Raw genomic sequence first — 17,861 nt, forward strand, 5'->3', positions numbered from 1 at the left:
CGCTTTTGTCAACCGCGCGTAACCACAGCGTATGCCCTCCAGACGACGCGTTCTGCTGACGACCGGAGTCGCGTTCGCCGGCCTGTTCGCCGGCTGTGTCGAACCCGGCGGTGCGCTCGAGATGGTTCCCGTTCCGACGGACGAGGGAGTCGGTCGCGAGGCCACCCGGCCGATCGACGAGACCCGCGACCCAGATCTCGCGGCGTTGGTCGCGGACGCCCTCGAGAACGACGGCACGAGCGTCGAGGGCGAACGACCCCCGTTCCGCCCGGATCGGCCGATTGCGTTCGGCGGCGGCGTGTACGGCGTCGAGTGGACCGTCGAAGACGAGCGGACGGAGTCCGGATACCTCGTCTCGGCCGTCGTCGGAGACGTAGACGACGAAGACCGGGGAGCCGAGGTCGGCTTCGAGGACTTGCCTGCAGTCGACCAGAAGGCGCTTGCCGACCTCCCCGACCTCGTCGCGGAGTATCGACGAGACGATCATCCAGCGGACCAGCCACTCGGAACCGACGGCACGTTCACCCACGAGGACGACCGCGAGGACTCGGTCCTCGTTCCCGATCAGGAGTACGAGGTGATCGTCGTCGACGGCGAACCAGTCGCCCTCGAGATCCGCCCTCACGAACGGGTGGTCGAGACATACCGGTACGACCTCGCGGTGCTCGGGGAGTCACTCGCGGACTACGGCGCGACGCTTCGGGAGCGAGAGTTCGCACTCGAGGGGCTGACCGACGACGAGCGTGAACTGGTCGAGGAAGCGATCGAAAACGGACAGGCCGTCGTTGGGAGAGACGACGGGGCGTTCGTCGGCGTCGGCGAGAGGCTGCTCGAGCACGAGCCGATCTACGAGGACGACTACACTGGCGAATGGCTCGTCAGTTACGAGGGAGCCTCCTACTGGACGATACTCGATGCACTCCGGACGCAGGAACTGGTCGACCGGCTCGGCGGAGACGGCAACTGATCGGAACTCTAGAACAGCGAAAGCTCGCCGGTCACTCGATCCACGCGGTCGTCTGCTGCCGGCCCGACGGCGAGTGCAGTGACGGTTCCCGGCTCGAGTTGCGTGTGGCCAGCGTCGCGGACGACCGCGTTGGGGATCCCTTCGCTGTCGGCGATTGCGGCGAGTTCGTGAAGCTGGCGTTCGCTCTCACCTTTGAGGACGACCTTCTTCTGGCCGCCACGTTTCCACTGGTCGCGAAGCTGGGCGTCTGCCTTCTCGTAGGCCGACAGGGAGGCGTGGGCGACCTGCGCGGCGAGCTTCCCTTTCCCCATGCCGATATCGGTGCGAGCGACGATGGCCTGTTTCATGCCGACAGACTCGAGGGCGGGGGCTAAAGCACCGGCGATCCAGCGGTTCCGGGAGCGACAGTACCGGTTCGGACCCACGGCAGGCGTCCGCGAGGCCCGGTGCGTCATCTATTTCCGTCGCGGCTGGATAGATCAGAATATGCAATCGACGCGGCGCGCGTTTCTCGGGGCCACGGCTCTCGGCCTCGGTGCGTCACTCGCGGGCTGTCTCGGCAGCGACGAGCCACCAGAGCCACCCGTCGCTGGCGACCCCGACGCAGACGTGACGGTGACCGTCTACGAGGACTTCTCCTGTCCAGCCTGCCGGGACTTCAAACTCGGTGCCTACCCGACGCTCCGGGAGGAGTACCTCGAACCGGGGCTCGTCCGCTACGAGCACCGCGACTTTCCCGTCGTGGACGACTCCTGGTCGTGGTACGTCCCGAGTGCCGCACGCGAGGTCTACGAGACCGACGGTAACGAGGCGTTCTGGGAGTTCTCGAGCGCGATTTACGAGTATCAACGCCAGTACTCCTTTGACGTGATCGAGGAGGTCGCCGACGACCTCGGACTCGACGGCGCGGGCGTTCGGGAAGCCGCCGAAGACGAGACCCACCGGGACGTGATCGAAGCGGACTCCTCCTACGGGCAGTCAAACGGCATCCAGGGGACCCCGACGGTACTCGTCGACGGCCAGGCCGTCGAGTTCTACCAGAGTCAGGACTTCGGCCAGATGGCACTCGAGGAGACCACAGCGGCAATCGACGCCGCCCTCGAGTGACCGGCAGTTCTCACAGTTCCCCGATGCGTTCCGGAACGTACCGGGAGATTTAGGCCACCGCCGTTCGATCCGTCAGATATGATCCTCTCCGACGCGGACATCCTCGAGCGCCTCGAGGACGGCGACCTCGTGGTCGATCCCCTCGACGATCCGGAGCTACAGATCCAGCCCGCGAGCGTCGACCTCCGACTCGGCCGCGAATTCCTCGAGTTTCGGCGGACGAACATCCCCTGTATCCATCCGAATTCGGAGCGCGAAGTCGACGAGTACGTCACCGAAACGGTCGTCGACGACGGCGACGACTTCATCCTCCACCCGGGAGACTTCGTGCTCGGGACGACCTACGAGCGCGTCGAGATTCCCGCGGACCTGCTCGCCCACGTCGAGGGGCGGTCTTCGCTCGGTCGACTCGCGGTCGTGGTGCACGCAACAGCGGGTTTGTGCGATCCGGGGTATAGAGGCCAGATCACCCTCGAGCTCTCGAACCTCGGGAGCGCGCCCGTCGCGTTGACGCCGGGAATGCGTATCTCCCAGCTCACCTTCACGGAACTCAAGACGGCCGCCGAGCGCCCCTACGGGAGCGACCGCGGCTCGAAGTACCAGGACCAGGACGGACCGCAGGCTTCCCGTATCGGCAACGACCACGAGTTCGGGGGCGACCAGCTCGATCCCCGGGACTGATTCGTTCTCGGGACCCGAGTCTGCGCAGTTTTCAGGCCGAAGACGGCGGTCACGTATCCGGGTTCGGTCGCGGAAGTGCCCGTTGCCGTCGCGGCGGAACGAAATAGTCCCCCCAGTGTCGCAATCTGACGTACCTGAGGATGCCGTTTCCCTGGCGGGGTCCGACGCCGTACTGGCGGAACTCGTCGCCGGCCATCGCTCGTCGCACGCGTCTGAACTCGGATAGCTCTCGCTGGAGAGAGACGAAGTGGAGCCCGCAGACGTCGCCGTCGGTCGTGTTCACGTCGCGACGCAGGAGGACGGGGTCGCCGTCATCACGGGCTCGAGCGAGTTTCTGCGCGTGGCCGACGATGCCGCGCTCGCGGGCGTCATCGGCGATCCGATCGACGGTCTCGAGGACGCCGGGATCAGTTCCGAGTCGGTCGCCGTACTTGCCGACTGCCTCCCTGTCGGCGTGATCCGGGCTGAACAGTCGCGCGACGCGCTGGTCGTGACTGCTCGCTTCGAACCAGCTTCCGAGCTCCAGCTCGAGCGTCTCGACGTGCTGGGTCGTTCCGCCGGCGAACGGGCCGTCTGCGATCGTCACCCGGTCCTCGGTCGCCTGGCTCTCCCGGAAGCCCGACCGGAAACCCATGAAGAACGGTGCCTCCTCGGGGACGGGGTCTCCGTCTGGGAGCCCCTCGAGTCCCTGCTGTCGTTCGGCCGGTAGTCCCGGCCCGACGAATCCCGTTCGCCGGTCGACGCGCTCGAAGACGTCCGCGAGCGACCCCGATAACGAGGTGCCGTCGAGGCGTTGGCGGTCGCCGAACAGCGCTTCCTCGACGGCGAGGACGACGGCAGCATCGTCGCTCGCGAGGTGCAACAGGGCGTCGTTCGTCGCCACGGTCACGTCGCTCTCGGCGGCGAGGACGGGCATCGGGTCGGGCTCCGGCAGGGAGACGCCCTCGAGCGACGCGTCGAATCGGTCGACGTAGGCTCGCGTGTAGCCGAGCGTGAAGAGGACCCCCTCGGGACCCCACGCGACGGCGCGCTCGAGATCACGGAGCGTCGTCTCGACGGTCTCGCGGGCCGAACCGTCGGGACCGCCCCGGAGCGAGAGCTCGAGAAAGACGTGATGGGCCGGCGGACGGACGTTCCCGTCAGCATCGTGAGCCAGCGCGTCGTTCCAGGCGTGCTGGCCGTCGGGAAGCGAAGTCGGATCGTCGACGCCCGGTGGGACGTCAACCGAGCTGTCGGACTCGAGGCAGGCTGCGAGTGCGGCGCTGGTGCCAGCTGCGACTGCCGCGGCTCCCGCGCGCAAGAGGGCTCTGCGCGATTGCCCGTCTGGCGACGGCGGGGTGACTGCCGTTCGATCGTCTGGGGCTGGGTCCATCGTTGTGCTGTAATTCGTCGCTCGCAATCGCTCGTCGCCCGATCAGTACCCCGAGAGGTGTATCTCCGCCGCCGTGACGAAGTTCGACACTCCCGACGGGTACGGAAGCTGGTCGATCGGCCCGATCATGAGCAGCCAGACGACGAGGCGTTCTCCCTGGATAGACCGGGCGTCGACGTACTGGGCCGGGTGGGCGAACTCGAACGGCGGCTCCGGTTCGGACAGCCGGTGAGCGGGGTACTCACCCGGCCCGATTTCGGACTCGTCGCGCCGGACGACGACGAGCTCGAGGTCCTCTCGGAGCGGAATGTCGATCGTTTCAGCCCCGTCCGGATTCCGAAAGCGGGCGATCGTTCCGGGCTCGCCCTCGAGGTAGAACTCCGAGTCGGGGGTCGTCCACTCGTCGCCGTCGAAGAGTTCGACCGCGGCGCCGTCGTCCGTGCCGGGAGTCACGTCGATCGCCTGCGCCGAGACGTAGTGCTGGACGACGGGTGGGTCGTAGCTGCCGTCGTCCTCGTAGGTGTCTGCGTTCGCTTCGAACTTCTCCGTGAAGTGGGTGAGAAATCCCGGACCCGCCCGCCGGAAGATCGGCGAGAACACGCCGTCCTCGTAGAACTCGTAGGCGATGTCGTAGTTGTACGGCCCGAAGCGCAGTCCGGAGTGAAAGTCGACGCTCTCCGTGCCGATCGCACTCGAGTGGTAGTGCGTTTTGAGCTGAAACCCGCTGGGGACGTCGCCGCGGGCGGGGAAGTCGAGCCGCCCGAGCATCCCGGGACCGCCGGATTCGTCGCTGTGGACGTCCCAGAAGAGAAGGTCGCCGTTGAACACGGTGTCGCCGTCGGGAAAGTACCACTCGTAGGTGTTTCGCCCGTCTCGTGGTGGCATGTAGTAGCCCGTGAACGTGACCGGGGTATCGAGTGCCTCGAACACTGGGGCCCCCTCGTAGGACGCCGACATGGAGACGCCGTGGGCCGTCGTCGGCTCCCACTCGATCGCCCAGCCGTCTCGATCGAAGGACTCCGGCGGGTGCTCCATCCGGTGGAACCCCTCGTTGGCCGTGTAGTAGGGCCGTAGTTCGGTCGGCACGTCGGGGACGGCCTCGAGTACCGACTCGGAGGCCGGCTGAACGGTGTCGACGAGGTCGTAGAGCGGATACTCCACGGCGTGGTCGAGAACCGAGACGTCCACGAGTTCGGGTCGCTCCGGGTCCGAGCCGTCGATGAGTGCGCTGACGACCCGGACCGCGTCGCCGTCGGCGACGTGCAAGACCGCAGAGCCACCGTTGCCGTGCGGGAGGTCTGCCAGACCGAGCCCGGTGTAGCTGCCCGAGGCACCCTTCCAGGACGGGTACCACTCCAGGTCGCTCACGTCCCCCAGGGACTCGCGCACCACGCCGGTCTCGAGAATCGCCTGCCCGATGGCCATCTGGTAGGGAGTCTGGGTAACCGTCCAGCTGACGTCCTGTGGATCGGTGATCTCGAGGGCGACGAGGTCGTCGCTGCGCCGGTCGACGACCCCGAAGACGGTCTGTCGGTTTTCCGCCGTCACGTCGAAGGTTGCCTCGTCGCCGTCGGGAAATCCCTCTTCGACCACGCTGAGGCCGGTCGGCCCCTGAATACTGACCGTCTCGAGGTGGTTCGTGAGTACCTCGTAAGCTTCGAAGCCTCCGACCCAGTCCTCGACGATGGAGTGGACTTCGGGATCGGCAAGCAGGGTTTCGACCGCCCGTCGTTTCCGGCCAGCGTGGATTCGTTCGTACGTGTCTCCCTCGAACTGCCGGACGGAGGCGAACTCGGCGGTGTCGAACCTGAGACTCGAGCCGTCGCCAGCCGGTGGGTCGCCTCGATCTGGGCTGCTCGAGGGATCTTCGGTCTCGCCAAACTGGCTGCACCCTGCGAGCGCCGTCACACTCCCGGCGAGTACGGCCCCCTTCACGTACCCGCGTCGAGATATCTCGCTATCGGTCATCGTGGCTGCGATATGTCATCCCAGTATAGGTGGTTTTGGTCGTTTCTCAGTTTCCCAGTTTGCAGCTCCCCGTGACACCCGGTTCGTGGTCCCACCAGCACGATCACCCTACAGTTATCCCAGCCCCGACCGTACCCGTCGACAGGAATGCAATTCGTCGAAGAGATCGTCGTCGACGAGTTCCTCCCCACCGTCCGATCGTTGCTGGCGGGGGAACTCCGCGAGCGGGGACTCACCCAGAGTCAGGTAGCCGAGGTGCTCGGGATCAGCCAGAGTGCCGTCTCGAAGTACGCCCACGGCGAGGTCGCGACCAACGACCGGATCGCCGACGACGAACGCGTCGAGGCACTCGTCGCCGAACTCGCCGAGGGGCTGGCCTCCGGTGCCGTCTCTCCCGTCCAGGCGCTGATCGAAATCGAGGTCCTGATCCGAGACCTCGAGAGCGGCGGCGACCTGCTCGCACAGCTCCACGAGGAGGCCGTCCCGGAACTGGCCGATCACAGTGCGAGTTTCCGCGTTCACGACCCCGAAAGCGACCTGCGGACCAGCGAACGGGTCCTCTCGTCGCTCCGACGGGGCCTTCGCATCCTCGAGACGGCAAGTGGCTTCGCGAGCCTGATCCCGGCGGTGGGGTCGAATCTGGTGGCCTGTACGCCCGACGCCGAGGACGTCGACGACGTCGCCGGCGTCCCCGGACGCATCTTCGACGTCAAAGGGCAGGCCTCGATCCCGGCCGACCCGGAATTCGGCGTCTCCGAGCACGTCGCGACCGTCCTGCTGGCCGCCCGCGAGAACGGCGCGGACGTCTCGGCGGCGGTCAACATCCGGTACGACGAGGACCTGCTCGAGGCCCTCGACGACCACGGAAACGTCACCGCGGAGTTCGACGAGTCGGGAGACATCGCCGAGAGTATCGCCGACGCCCTCGAGGCGGAACCGGAGGCGACGGTGCTGTACCAGACCGGCGGCATGGGCATCGAACCGCTGATCTACGTGCTCGGGACCGACGCCGAGTCGGTCGCCGACGCCGTTCGCGAACTGCTCTGAGATGCCCCTCGATCGGCTCGCTGAACGCGTGGGCGCAACCGACGAAACGACCCAGGAGTTCTACGGCCGCTGGGCCGGCCTCTACGACGTGATCGCTCGTTACACCCCCGGCGTCCCCGCACTGCGACGGCGAGCGGCCACCGCCTGTCGACTCGAGTCCGGCGATACCGTCGTCGAGATGGGCTGTGGAACGGGTGCGAACCTGCCGTCTCTCCGGAAGCGCGTCGGTCCCGAGGGGACGGTCATCGGCATCGACGTCACCGGGCCAGTGCTCGAGCGGGCGCGCGACCGGACGGCCCGCTACGACAACGTCCACGTGCTTCGCGGTGACGCGACGCGACCGCCGCTGCCTGACGAACTCGAGGAAGCCGGACTCGACGTCGACGCCGTGCTCGCGACGTTCGTCGTCGGTATGCTCGAGGACCCGGCGGGTGCGGTCGACGACTGGTGCGACCTCGTGGGTCCGGGCGGGCACGTCGTCCTCGCGAACGCGGCCCGGAGCGAGGTGTGGTACGCACCGCCGATCAACGCGGTGTTTCGGGCGGTCGTCGTCCTCTCGACGCCGCCGACGACGAAACTGCGATACGAGGACGACCCACATCTGCGACTCGATGCAAAGATCGACGCCGCCCATCGCCGGTTGCGGGACCGGTCGGTTGCCATCGCAGACGAGACGCACATCTTCGGGGTCGTTCGGCTTACAGGTGGCAGGCTCGAGTGAGTGCCGGTCAGAGCAGTACCTCGGGGAGCAGTCGCTCACGACCGTCCACGGCCCGTGGCATCATCTGGTCATCTTGTCCGTCCAAGCAGGAGGTACAACACCACCCCGAGGGGTGGTGCGAGGACCACGGCGAGCGCCCAGAGCGTGGGCGACTGGTCACTCCGTTCTGTTGCGTCCTGATACGTCCAGATGATCGCACCGAGGTACGCGAGTCCGAGCAAGAGGAAGAATATCGATCCCTCTCCCGTTCCAGGTCGTGTCTCGAGTGCGGAAGCCGAAATCATTAGTATCCAACCACTAAATTAATGGCATAATATTTCTACTGGGCGAAAATATGTCGAGTCGGATCACCTCTTGAACCGCTCAGTAGAAAAGATGGTCCTCAGCTGGAACCTATCCGAACTCAGGCAGCCGCCTCGAGCCCGTGGTACGCTCGAATCGCGTCTCGAGCCTCCTCGGGGAGCGGTGCAGACGTGCCCGAATCTGGGTCGATGTGAACCAGCGTGGTCTCGGCGGTCGCGGCTACGTCGTCGTCGACGCGGATCTCGTAGCTCATGACGATGCTCGAGGTGCCCAGCCGTTCCACCCGGAGGGCGACCGTCGGCTCGTGGTCGGCGAGGATCGGTCGCACGTAGTCGATCTCGAGGTTGGCGATGACGAACGAGAGGTTCTCGGCGGCGATTCCGAGGACCTCGTCGAGGTAGGTGGTCCGGGCCGCCTCGAGATAGGTTGCGTAGACGGCGTGGTTGACGTGGTTCAGGGGGTCGAGATCGCGAAAGCGGACGGAGATGTCGTAGGTAAACTCTTCACTCATGTGCTGTTGGAATCGACTCGCACAGATGAGGTCACCGATTGCAGTCGGCAGCTGGGTTCCAGCCGGCATCCCAGAGACACGAGTCTGATCGCGTTCGGCCTGTTGTCACGGTCCCCGCGAATACGAATATCTGTCTTGCCACCGAAACACCTGTATGTCCAAATCGGAATCGGAGAACGTCGATATCCTCCGCGAATCGATCGCGTACCACAACGATCCAGAGAGCCGGGATCGGTACCTCGAGTGCTACGACGAAACCGTACGCATCCACGGTGCCGACGTCGACGGTCTCGAGGAACTGCGGGAGTTTTATCGTTTCGTCTGGGATACGATTCCCGATCTGACGGTCACGATCGAACACGCGATTGCCGACGACGACGAGGTCGCGGTCCGGTACACGTGGCGTGGCACGCACGCAGAGACGGGCGACCCCGTCGAACTCGACAGCGGTCTCACGTGGTACCGGTTCGAGGACGGCAAGATCGTCGAACGATGGATCGCCCGGGGGACGGCAACGGCGATCGCCGACATCGTCGACCCCTGACGACGACTGGCCTGCTCACTCGAGTCCGTACCGGGCCTCGTGGGTCGGACAGAACTCGGGGTCGCGTAACTGCGCACCGATCAGGTCCTCGTGGTAGTGGGCGTTGAAGAGTCGACAGCGCTCGTCGTCACAGAACGGCTCGCCCGTCTCGAGGTAGTCGACGGCTTGCAGGAGGTATCCCTTCAGCGCGTCGGTCGTCCGCGGGTCGTCCTCGACCAGGAAATCGCCGTCGACCTGATTCTCGAGGACCTCGCGCGGCGGGGCGTCCCCGGAGAGCAGCGCGTGGCGTTGTTTTTCTTTATAGTAGGCCTCGGGCTTCGCCGGAGCCTCGTAGAGGCCGGGCACGGAGACGATCGCAGGCTGGCCCAGTACGGTGACTCGCTTGTGCCAGCGCCCGTCGTGGTCGCCCCAGGTCCCGATCGCCCGGTCGAGGACCACCACGTGGAGCGTCTCGAGTCCTCGTTCCTCGGCCGGAAGCGCGGCGTTGAGCGCCCGCTGGACCTGAATCCCGTCGTAGAGGACGCCCCCCTCGCGCTCTGGATGCTCGAGTGCGCGTTCCTCGTACCGGACCGTTCCGAGCATCGTGTTCCCCGTTCGGCGATCGTACGGCGAGAGAACTCGCGCCTCGGCGAATCGCTCCGGGAGGTCGTCGGTCCGATGGACCTCGAGGAATCGGTCCTGGACCTCGATGGCGGGGTCGATGCGAGGCTCGAGCCAGTCGGCGACGGCGTCGACGTCGACGACGGTCGACGGGGCACGGTAGCAGACGACGCGTTCGGGCATTCGTTTCTGGGAGTGATGTGGGTAGTGTCAGTCGACGGACGGTGCGTGTCGGTGGTGCCGGAACCGTTCCCGTCTCGTGTCAGTCGTCGGCCGGCGCGGCCCGCGAGGTGATGTCGACGGGGTCGGCGTCGACCTCGAGTTCGTCGAGGGCGACCTGTGCGGCGCGTTTGCCGGAGACGAGCATGGCACCGAAGGTCGGGCCCATGCGCGGGAGGCCGTAGGCGGTGGCGACGGCCATGCCGGTGGCGATCAGGCCGTCGTGGACGAGGCCGGTGTGTTCGACGACGGCGTCCTCCGATTTGCCGACCCACATCGAGTCGTGGCCAGGGGAGTCGTGACCGGGGGCGCCGTAGGTATCCGCGTCGGTCTGGTCCATGACCTGGCCGCGTTCGCGGGCGTCTTGCACGCCCGGCGCGTTGAGCACGCCGCGCTCGTCGAGTTTCGTGATCGCCATCGCGTCGTGGCCCGTCGCGTCGATGACGAGGTCGGCCTCGACGGCGATGGGGTCGACGCAGGTGATCTCACGCGGGAGTGCGTGGACCGGCGTCCAGTTCATCACGATCCCCGAGACCTTGTGGTCCTCGCGGATGACGATGTCCGTGAACTCGGTCATGTTCTGCATCTTCGCGCCCGCGTCACAGGCGGCCTTGATGAGGCCGGAACAGGCCTCTGGGCCGTTGGCGACGTACAGCCCTTCGCTGTCCTGGGACTGCTTGTAGGAGACGTCGAGTTCCTCGAGGACGTTCTGGGCCGGGTCGCGTACGGTGACCTTGTTCATCAGGAAGCCACCGAGCCAGAAGCCGCCGCCGAGGTAGTTGTTCTTCTCGACGACCATCGTCTTCACCCCGCGTTCCGAGAGTTCTTTGGCCGCGGTCAGCCCCGACGGGCCGCCGCCGACGATGATTACGTCCGAATCCGAGAAGTCCATGAACTCCTCGGTCCACTCCTGGCCGATCGCTCGCGTTACGTCCGCTTCACCGACGTCGCTGAACTGGTCGAAGTCGCTCATACAACTAGGTGGTACGATTGGGTGGTGAAAAACCTGTCGCGTTCCCCTGCCGGTTGCCGGTACTCTCGTTCGACTCGAACGGCGATCCTACGGGTTCACGCGTCGCTACTGGCCGGATCAGAACGAAGAACCGAGATGGAAACGTGAGGCCGAAACGCGAGAACCGACCGTTCAGAGCGGTTCGTCGCCGTCGATAATCCGCTTTGCGCGGGCGGCGAGTGCGGGGACGCGCGCTTCCATCTTCGGGTACATCGGGTTGTCGCTGTTGCCCTCGAGGTACCGTCGGAAGAACATCTCGCCGAGGCCAGCGAGTTTGTAGACCGCGAGCGTGCGGTAGAAGCGTTCGTGTTCGAACTCGAGGCCGGTGAGTTCTTCCCACCGAGAGACGAGTTCGACGCGGGTCGGGTAGCCCTCGCGGGTCATGAAGCGATTTGAGAGCTCCGGCATCTCGGGATCCGGATCTTTGGCGTCGTACCAGTAGGAGAGCATCCAGCCGAGGTCGGCCCGTGGGTCCCCGAGCGTCGACATCTCCCAGTCGAAGACGGCGACGAGTGCTGGCTCCTCACTGGGACCGAACATGACGTTGTCCAGTTTGTAATCGCCGTGAACGAGCGTGTGTGGGTGTTCCTCGGGGACGTTGTCCCGGAGCCAGTCACCGACCTCACGGAGGTCCGGAACCTCGCGTTCGTCTTCGGTGACCTCGAACGCCCACGCCAGTTGCTTGCCCCAGCGGTCGACCTGGCGCTGGGTGTACCCCGCAGGCTTCCCGAACTCGCCGAGACCGATCTCCTCGTAGTCGAGCCGGTGGATTTTTGCGAGCGTATCGACCAGTTCTTCGCCGATCCGCTGGCGGTGGTCGGGATCGGCGAACCGATCCGGTTCGTCGTCACGGAGGACGTCCCCCTCGAGCCGTTCCATGACGTAGAAGTCGCTGCCGATGACGTCGTGGTCCTCGCAGGCGAGGACGGGATCGGGAACCGGGACGTCGGTCTCTGAAACGGCGTTCATCACGCTGTACTCGCGGATGACGTCGTGGGCGGTGTCTGCGGTCTCGCCCGGTGGCGGCCGGCGGACGACCAGATCGCGGTCCCCCCAGGTGACGAACAGCGTCTCGTTCGAGTGGCCTTCCTGGTGTCGGTGCACGTCGTAGTCGTCGGCCTCGCCGAGGTTGTCGGCGAGGTACGCCGCGAGGGCGTCCTCGTCGACGAGGCGGTCGTAGTAGGATTCGTTCTCGGTCATGGTGGCTGTTTTCGTCCATCGCGGCGGGCGGAGCTGGGACCGCCCCCGTAGGACGATCCACAGTCGCCATGATGGGATACGATATCACTAGTATCCCGATTAACGAAAATAGTTTTGTCTCGTCTCGTTTCTTACAACGTTCATCTCGTGTGAACGTGTCACACCCGAGAGCGTTCGGTTGGCGTGAGTCCGCGAGCGTGGTCCTGACCGGCTTCGAGAGTGGCTCTTCCAGACCACGCCGAGTCCGTTTGGGGCCAGGATTATTGGCCAGCCCTCCGATGGAGGACTATGGCCGCAGACAGTCCCGAGAACCACGAGAACGCCGCCCAGCAGGTCGTCGCCGTCGACGCGAACGACGAACGACGCGATGTCGTCAACCGGCTCGAGGCCCACACCGGTGAGGGAATTCGCCACCGGGCGTTCACCTGCCTCGTCTTCGACCGGGAGGACAACGTGTTGCTCGCCCAGCGCGCACCGGGGAAACGCCTCTGGGGAACCTACTGGGACGGCACCGTCGCCTCTCATCCAGACCCGGGACAGTCACAGACGGCGGCGACGAAACAGCGACTCGAGGAGGAACTGGGCGTCACACCCGACCAGTACGACGACCTTCGGGTGACGGATCGATTCGAGTACAAACGGTACTTCGAGACCGCAGGCGTCGAACACGAGGTCTGTGCGGTCCTGCAGGTGACCCTGTCCGACCGTACGCTCGAGCCGGACGAATCGGAGGTCGCCGGGATACTCTGGGCACCGTACGAGCGACTGGCATCGAACCCGGCGTGGTACCGCCAGCTCAGACTGTGCCCGTGGTTCGAAATCGCGATGCGGCGGGACGTCCAGTGACCACCTGACAGGTAGCTCTCTGCCGACGACCCACAGTCGTCGTCTGACACGTGGCGGACAAATCGACAGACGGCAACTCGTTGTGAAGTGGTATCACGCAACAAGCCTTATTAGCCCCCCGTCCGTATCGTCGTGTGAGGACCGACGAAATCGGTCCGTGTGACGAAATGAGTTCCCCACCACCGGAAACCGAGACACACGAAGTCCCGCTCTCGAGAGACGAGCAGTGGGTCGTCCACCACGTCCTGGTCTCCCGGGTCGACGACGCCTACGACGCCGACGAGTCCCCGCCGACCTGGGCGCTCGAGGCGCTCGAAACGGTCGAGGCGATCGACTCCGACGAGCAGTCAGAGACGTTTACCGGACGACAGACCCGCGAACTCGCGACACTCCTCGAGATCTATCTCGACGGGGACGTCCCCGAACGGGACGCCGTCCACGGATCGACCGTCTACGACCGACTCGAGGCTACACTCGAGTCCCCAGCCTGATCGCTCTTTTTGGCGACGTCGCGAAAATTGCGCTTCGGCTGCGATCGACCGGTCAGCGACGGCCCAGGCTCGATTCCGAGGGCCGTCGCTTTCGGTGATCAGGGACGATGGGGCCGGTCTGAGAACTCGCGTCGGTCAGGGTCGAGTCGTCGCCCAGACAGCGACGATCCCGAGGAAGAACGCCGGGAACAGCGGGAGGATAATCAGCGCGAAGATGTAGCTGACCCCCGGCGGCCAGAGGTATATCGCGAGCGGTGAGACGACGAACGCGAAGACGATCACGCCGACGAGGACCCACCCGCGCCAGTCGAACTCCCGGTCTGCGGTCTCCGGGTGGGCCGGATCGTCGACCCAGTCGTCGCTCGAGTCACCGTCGCCAGGCGTCTGGGTCCGGTTTCCCTCCTCGTCGAACGCCGACGGATCGTGGACGTAGCCACCGTTGTCGCTCGAGGTCACGCCCGGCCGTTAGGAGTGGACGGTCAAAGCACTCACGGTTCTCGACCCCGCCAGCGACGACCTCGAGACCGGACGAGCCTGCTTGCACCGGTAGACGGTGACCGTCGCTCGACGGGGACCCGCCAGTGTTGTGCCGAGCACAAGCTATTTTGCTGCCCGAACGGCTTCGTCCACTATGGCGCGGAAATCCTATCAGGAACAACTCGCGGCCCTCCGCGAGGACGTTCTCTACATGAGCGAGGTCGTCCTCGAGCGACTTCGCATGGGGCTCGACGCTCTCGAGCAGAAAGACGAATCGCTGGCTCGAGAGGTGATCCACGGGGACGACGAGATCAACGAGATGTACCTCGACTTAGAGCAGGAGTGTATCAACCTGCTGGCGCTCCAGCAACCCGTCGCGAGCGACCTGCGATTTATCGCCTCGTCGTTCAAGATCATCACCGACTTAGAACGGATCGCCGACCTCGCGGTCAACCTCGGCGACTACACTCTAGAGGCCGACGAGGACCGCTACCCCGACGTCGACATTCAGGGAATGGGCGAGTTGACCCTCGAGATGATCGAGGACGCGATGGTGGCCTACGAGACCGAAAACACCGACGCCTGCCGGGAACTCGCGGCGCGAGACGACGACCTCGACCGGTACGCCGAGGCCGCGAGTGAGATCGTCGTCCGGGACCTCCTCGAGCGCGAACTCACCTCGACGGATACGGCCGAAGACCTCCTGCAGGACGTTTCACGGCTCTTGCTCACGATCCGGGACTTAGAGCGCGTCGGCGACCACGCAGTCAACATTGCCGCGCGAACGCTCTACATGGTCGAGAACGACGACGAACTGATCTACTGATTTCGCGTCGTTTTTCAGATCCGATGCAGGCTGAGGGGTCGGCGACGGTTCGTCGACAGTGACTGTGCGCTTCTCTTGCGGTCGTACTCGAGCGGGTAACCGGTCGAACGCGTGACCGGTAGCCGTCTGGGATCTCGAGCGACCGGATTGGTGGGAAGGAGTCGACCTGCCGATTACCGACCTGCCGACCTGCGATCGACCGACGCCGACGTAAAAACGGAGGACTCGGTCAGGTGACCAGATCGCCGATAAAGCCAGCGACGATCATCACCACGACCAGTACGGTCGCCAGCGCGCTGACCTCGGGAGAGAGGCCGGTCTGGATCTGGTCGTAGATGTAGATCGGGACCGTCGTCGAGGTCGCGCTGTCGAGAAACTGGGTGGCGGTGAACTCGCCGAAGGAGATCACGAACGCGAGCAACATCCCCGCGAAGACCGCCGGCGAGAGGATCGGCAGGGTCACGTTGAACGTCGTCTCGAGGCCGTTCGCCCCGAGCGTCCGAGAGGCGTCCTCGAGTCTGTCGTCGAAGGTGAGCAGTCGCGCCCGGACGATCAGGAAGACGAACGGGAACGTCAACACGGTGTGTGCGATGATCGTCAGGAGGTACCCGCGCGTCAACCCGACGTCGGTCCCGAATCGTAAGATTGCGACCCCGATGATGACCGGCGAGATCATGATCGGCAACAATAGCACCGTCGCGATCGTCTCTTTGTACTCGAGATCGCTCCTGACGATTCCGAAGGCAGTCGCCGTCCCGATGATCCCCGAGAGGATCGAGGCGCTGACGGCGACGATCACGCTCGAGACGATCGCGTCGAAGATTCGCGGATTCTGGAACAGTTCGACGTACCACTCGAGGCTGATGCCATCGTACGGGATAGTCGGCCGCGACGCTGGCGTCAGCGACGTCAGGACGACGATTACGACCGGCATCAGCAAGATGGCGTAGACGACCAGCAGGATCGGCAGGTAGCCGAGTCGAGAGAGTCGGTCGCTCATAGTTCGCCGAGCACCTCCGAGACGTTCGCGAAGTGGTTGAACAGTCCGACGAGGACGAGTAACGCGCCGGTGAACATGACCGACATCGCCGCCGCGACGGAGATGTTGTACCCCTGGGCGCTGGCGATGGCGTTGGCCATCATGTACTCACTCTGGGTGCCGAGGAACGACGGTGCGAGGTACGATCCGGCCGACAGGATGAAGACGAACAGCGTCGCCGCGACGATCCCGGAGTAACTCAGCGGGAGGATCACCGACCGGAGCGTCTGGAACTGACCCGCCCCGAGGGTGTGTGAGGCGTGGATTAGTTCCTCGTCGATCGAACGCAGCGAGTTGTAGATCGGTAACACCGAGAACGGCAACAGCGCGCTGACCAGCCCGAGGACCACCCCGCGACTGGAAAAGAGGATCCCGAAATCGGTGCCCAGCAGTAGCTGGAGGGGACCGGAGTCGAGGAAGAACAGCCGGACCCCGAAAAAGCGGATGATGATGGCGACCCACAGCGGCAGGAGGACCAGCGCCAGCAGCACGAGCGGACGCCTGGCCTTGAACGCGATGTAGTAGGCCGTCAGGTAGCCGAGCACCAGACAGATCGCGGTGGTCACGAAGGCGTACCCGAGCGTGCGGAGCATGATCCGGGGGTAGGGATCGCCGAAGGAGTGCTGATAGTGTGCGAGGAGATGCCCCTCGCCGAAGTTCAGGCTCTCGTAGAGCAACACCAGCACCGGAACGACGAAAAACACCATCAGCCAGAGCAGCCCCAGCCCGACGAGCATCCGTGGGGAGAACCGCCGACGGAGTCCCGCCGGAACCGCCGTCGATGGGAGTTTGATGGTCCTCATAGCAGGATCACGTCCGCCGGATCGAACTGGACGGTGATCTCGTCTCCCGTACCAATGTCGATCGAGGCGTCCCCGTAGACTGTCAGTTCCGTCCCGTCGCGCAGCGTCGCATCGATCTCGTTGCGGTGACCGAGGTACTCGACGTGGGTAATCGTCGCGGGGAACGTGTTCGGTACGTCGTCAGCGCTGCCCGATTCGACGAGCGAAATCCCCTCGGGACGGACGTACAGCGAAACCTGCTGGCCCTCGAGGCCCTCGCCACCCGCCTGTCCGGACCGGGGAGTCGCCTGGATCTGTATCTCGCCGACGTCGACGGTCAGGGTCTCGGCGGCGATCACCTGGCCGTCGCCCTCTTGGCTGGCGCTCGAGGCGCTGGCTCCGGGACCGGTGACTGTACCCGTGAACTTCGTCGACTGACCGACGAACTCGGCGACGAACTCCGTCTGTGGGTTCCGATAGAGTTCCTTCGGCGACCCCTCCTGTTCTTTCTTCCCGTCGTTCATCACGATCACGCGGTCGGACATCGACAGCGCCTCCGCCTGGTCGTGGGTGACGTGTAGCGTCGTCACGTCGACTTCCCGCTGGATCTGCTTGATCTCGTTTCGCATGTCCTCACGGAGGACCCGATCGAGCCCCGTCAGCGGCTCGTCGAGCAGGAGGATGTCCGGTTCGTACGCGAGCGCGCGGGCGAGCGAGAGTCGCCGTTGCTGTCCGCCTGAGAGTTCGGTCGGCCTGTGGTCGCCGTGGTCGCCGAGCTGGACCATCTCGAGGAAGCGCTGTGCTTGCTCGTCGTGGTCTCGGCCCTCGAACTCCTGCATCTTCAGCCCATAGGTGATGTTCTCGAGGGCTGTCATGTGCGGGAACAGCGCCGAGTGCTGGAAGACGAACCCGAGGTTCCGTTCGTTCGTCGGGACGTCCGTCACGTCGTCGCCCCGGAGGCGGATGGAGCCCTCCGTGGCCTCACGGAGGCCAGCGATCGTGTGCAGGGTCGTACTCTTGCCACAGCCACTGGGGCCGAGTAGCGTCGCGAACTCCCCCTGTTCGATCCTGAACGAGAGGTCGTCGACCGCGACGAGTGACCCGTAGGTCTTCGTCAGTCCGGTTACTTCGAGCATGATTGTGAAATG

General features: G+C 65.0%; 21 protein-coding genes. 9 read left to right on the forward strand and 12 right to left on the reverse strand.

The window, feature by feature from the left end:
• Nucleotides 1-31 precede the first annotated feature (31 nt).
• Nucleotides 32-967, forward strand: coding sequence for a hypothetical protein (locus tag B1756_RS03385; RefSeq protein WP_086887275.1), 936 nt, complete (start codon nt 32-34; stop codon nt 965-967).
• A gap of 8 nt (nt 968-975) precedes the next feature.
• Here B1756_RS03385 and pth2 read toward each other — a convergent pair whose 3' ends face one another.
• Complete coding sequence (gene pth2, locus B1756_RS03390) at nt 976-1,314, reverse strand: peptidyl-tRNA hydrolase Pth2 (protein WP_086887276.1); 339 nt, start codon at nt 1,312-1,314, stop codon at nt 976-978.
• 139 nt (nt 1,315-1,453) lie between these two features.
• On the opposite strand from pth2, the gene B1756_RS03395 reads away from it, so the two are divergent.
• Nucleotides 1,454-2,074 (forward strand): DsbA family protein, encoded by a 621-nt coding sequence (locus B1756_RS03395; protein ID WP_086890025.1) that lies wholly within the window; start codon nt 1,454-1,456, stop codon nt 2,072-2,074.
• A gap of 78 nt (nt 2,075-2,152) precedes the next feature.
• Complete coding sequence (gene dcd / locus B1756_RS03400; RefSeq protein WP_086887277.1) at nt 2,153-2,755, forward strand: dCTP deaminase; 603 nt, start codon at nt 2,153-2,155, stop codon at nt 2,753-2,755.
• Nucleotides 2,756-2,804: 49 nt separating this feature from the next.
• On the opposite strand, the gene B1756_RS03405 is transcribed toward dcd, so the two are convergent.
• Nucleotides 2,805-4,127 carry a DUF7405 family protein gene (locus B1756_RS03405; protein ID WP_086887278.1) on the reverse strand — a complete coding sequence of 441 codons (1,323 nt, stop codon included), beginning with the start codon at nt 4,125-4,127 and terminating at the stop codon, nt 2,805-2,807.
• 42 nt (nt 4,128-4,169) lie between these two features.
• Nucleotides 4,170-6,095, reverse strand: a complete 1,926-nt coding sequence (locus tag B1756_RS03410; protein ID WP_086887279.1) for a hypothetical protein — start codon at nt 6,093-6,095, stop codon at nt 4,170-4,172.
• A 147-nt stretch (nt 6,096-6,242) separates the two neighbouring features.
• Between B1756_RS03410 and B1756_RS03415 the strand changes: the two genes are divergently transcribed.
• Both B1756_RS03415 and B1756_RS03420 read left to right on the forward strand, forming a co-directional pair.
• Nucleotides 6,243-7,142 carry a thiamine-phosphate synthase family protein gene (locus B1756_RS03415; protein ID WP_086887280.1) on the forward strand — a complete coding sequence of 300 codons (900 nt, stop codon included), beginning with the start codon at nt 6,243-6,245 and terminating at the stop codon, nt 7,140-7,142.
• 1 nt (nt 7,143) lies between these two features.
• Complete coding sequence (locus B1756_RS03420; protein WP_086887281.1) at nt 7,144-7,863, forward strand: class I SAM-dependent methyltransferase; 720 nt, start codon at nt 7,144-7,146, stop codon at nt 7,861-7,863.
• Between the two features lie 68 nt (nt 7,864-7,931).
• Here the strand turns inward: B1756_RS03420 and B1756_RS03425 are convergent, their stop codons facing one another.
• Together B1756_RS03425 and B1756_RS03430 are read right to left on the reverse strand one after the other, a co-directional pair.
• Nucleotides 7,932-8,147, reverse strand: a complete 216-nt coding sequence (locus B1756_RS03425; protein WP_086887282.1) for a PLDc N-terminal domain-containing protein — start codon at nt 8,145-8,147, stop codon at nt 7,932-7,934.
• Between the two features lie 119 nt (nt 8,148-8,266).
• Entirely contained in the window at nt 8,267-8,677 is a 411-nt protein-coding gene (locus tag B1756_RS03430) for an acyl-CoA thioesterase (RefSeq protein ID WP_086890026.1), read from the reverse strand.
• A gap of 154 nt (nt 8,678-8,831) precedes the next feature.
• Here B1756_RS03430 and B1756_RS03435 point away from each other — a divergent pair, with 154 nt between their 5' ends.
• On the forward strand, nt 8,832-9,221 hold the full coding sequence (locus tag B1756_RS03435; protein WP_086887283.1) for an ester cyclase: 390 nt from the start codon (nt 8,832-8,834) through the stop codon (nt 9,219-9,221).
• A gap of 15 nt (nt 9,222-9,236) precedes the next feature.
• Here the strand turns inward: B1756_RS03435 and B1756_RS03440 are convergent, their stop codons facing one another.
• The 3 genes from B1756_RS03440 to B1756_RS03450 all read right to left on the reverse strand — a co-directional run bounded on the left by B1756_RS03440 (nt 9,237) and on the right by B1756_RS03450 (nt 12,252).
• Nucleotides 9,237-10,004: a DUF7001 family protein gene (locus tag B1756_RS03440; RefSeq protein ID WP_086887284.1), complete on the reverse strand. Its 768-nt coding sequence runs from the start codon at nt 10,002-10,004 to the stop codon at nt 9,237-9,239.
• Between the two features lie 79 nt (nt 10,005-10,083).
• On the reverse strand, nt 10,084-11,013 hold the full coding sequence (locus B1756_RS03445; protein WP_086887285.1) for a sulfide-dependent adenosine diphosphate thiazole synthase: 930 nt from the start codon (nt 11,011-11,013) through the stop codon (nt 10,084-10,086).
• Between the two features lie 171 nt (nt 11,014-11,184).
• Nucleotides 11,185-12,252 carry a phosphotransferase family protein gene (locus B1756_RS03450; RefSeq protein ID WP_086887286.1) on the reverse strand — a complete coding sequence of 356 codons (1,068 nt, stop codon included), beginning with the start codon at nt 12,250-12,252 and terminating at the stop codon, nt 11,185-11,187.
• Between the two features lie 288 nt (nt 12,253-12,540).
• On the opposite strand from B1756_RS03450, the gene B1756_RS03455 reads away from it, so the two are divergent.
• Together B1756_RS03455 and B1756_RS03460 are read left to right on the forward strand one after the other, a co-directional pair.
• Nucleotides 12,541-13,098, forward strand: coding sequence for an NUDIX hydrolase (locus B1756_RS03455; protein ID WP_086887287.1), 558 nt, complete (start codon nt 12,541-12,543; stop codon nt 13,096-13,098).
• 167 nt (nt 13,099-13,265) lie between these two features.
• Complete coding sequence (locus B1756_RS03460) at nt 13,266-13,589, forward strand: DUF7853 family protein (RefSeq protein WP_086890027.1); 324 nt, start codon at nt 13,266-13,268, stop codon at nt 13,587-13,589.
• Nucleotides 13,590-13,724: 135 nt separating this feature from the next.
• Here B1756_RS03460 and B1756_RS03465 read toward each other — a convergent pair whose 3' ends face one another.
• Nucleotides 13,725-14,045 carry a DUF7977 family protein gene (locus B1756_RS03465; RefSeq protein WP_086887288.1) on the reverse strand — a complete coding sequence of 107 codons (321 nt, stop codon included), beginning with the start codon at nt 14,043-14,045 and terminating at the stop codon, nt 13,725-13,727.
• Nucleotides 14,046-14,220: 175 nt separating this feature from the next.
• Between B1756_RS03465 and phoU the strand changes: the two genes are divergently transcribed.
• Entirely contained in the window at nt 14,221-14,892 is a 672-nt protein-coding gene (phoU, locus tag B1756_RS03470) for a phosphate signaling complex protein PhoU (RefSeq protein WP_086887289.1), read from the forward strand.
• Between the two features lie 229 nt (nt 14,893-15,121).
• Here phoU and B1756_RS03475 read toward each other — a convergent pair whose 3' ends face one another.
• The 3 genes from B1756_RS03475 to B1756_RS03485 are packed head-to-tail and all read right to left on the reverse strand — an operon-like array spanning nt 15,122 to nt 17,849.
• Nucleotides 15,122-15,892 (reverse strand): ABC transporter permease, encoded by a 771-nt coding sequence (locus B1756_RS03475; RefSeq protein ID WP_086887290.1) that lies wholly within the window; start codon nt 15,890-15,892, stop codon nt 15,122-15,124.
• Nucleotides 15,889-16,734 (reverse strand): ABC transporter permease, encoded by an 846-nt coding sequence (locus tag B1756_RS03480; protein ID WP_086887291.1) that lies wholly within the window; start codon nt 16,732-16,734, stop codon nt 15,889-15,891. The genes B1756_RS03475 and B1756_RS03480 overlap by 4 nt, the downstream gene beginning before the upstream one ends.
• On the reverse strand, nt 16,731-17,849 hold the full coding sequence (locus B1756_RS03485) for an ABC transporter ATP-binding protein (RefSeq protein ID WP_086887292.1): 1,119 nt from the start codon (nt 17,847-17,849) through the stop codon (nt 16,731-16,733). Before B1756_RS03485 ends, B1756_RS03480 begins: the two co-directional genes overlap by 4 nt.
• Nucleotides 17,850-17,861: the final 12 nt, after the last annotated feature.

Origin of the sequence: Natrarchaeobaculum aegyptiacum, assembly GCF_002156705.1 — an archaeon.
Classification (GTDB): domain Archaea; phylum Halobacteriota; class Halobacteria; order Halobacteriales; family Natrialbaceae; genus Natrarchaeobaculum; species Natrarchaeobaculum aegyptiacum.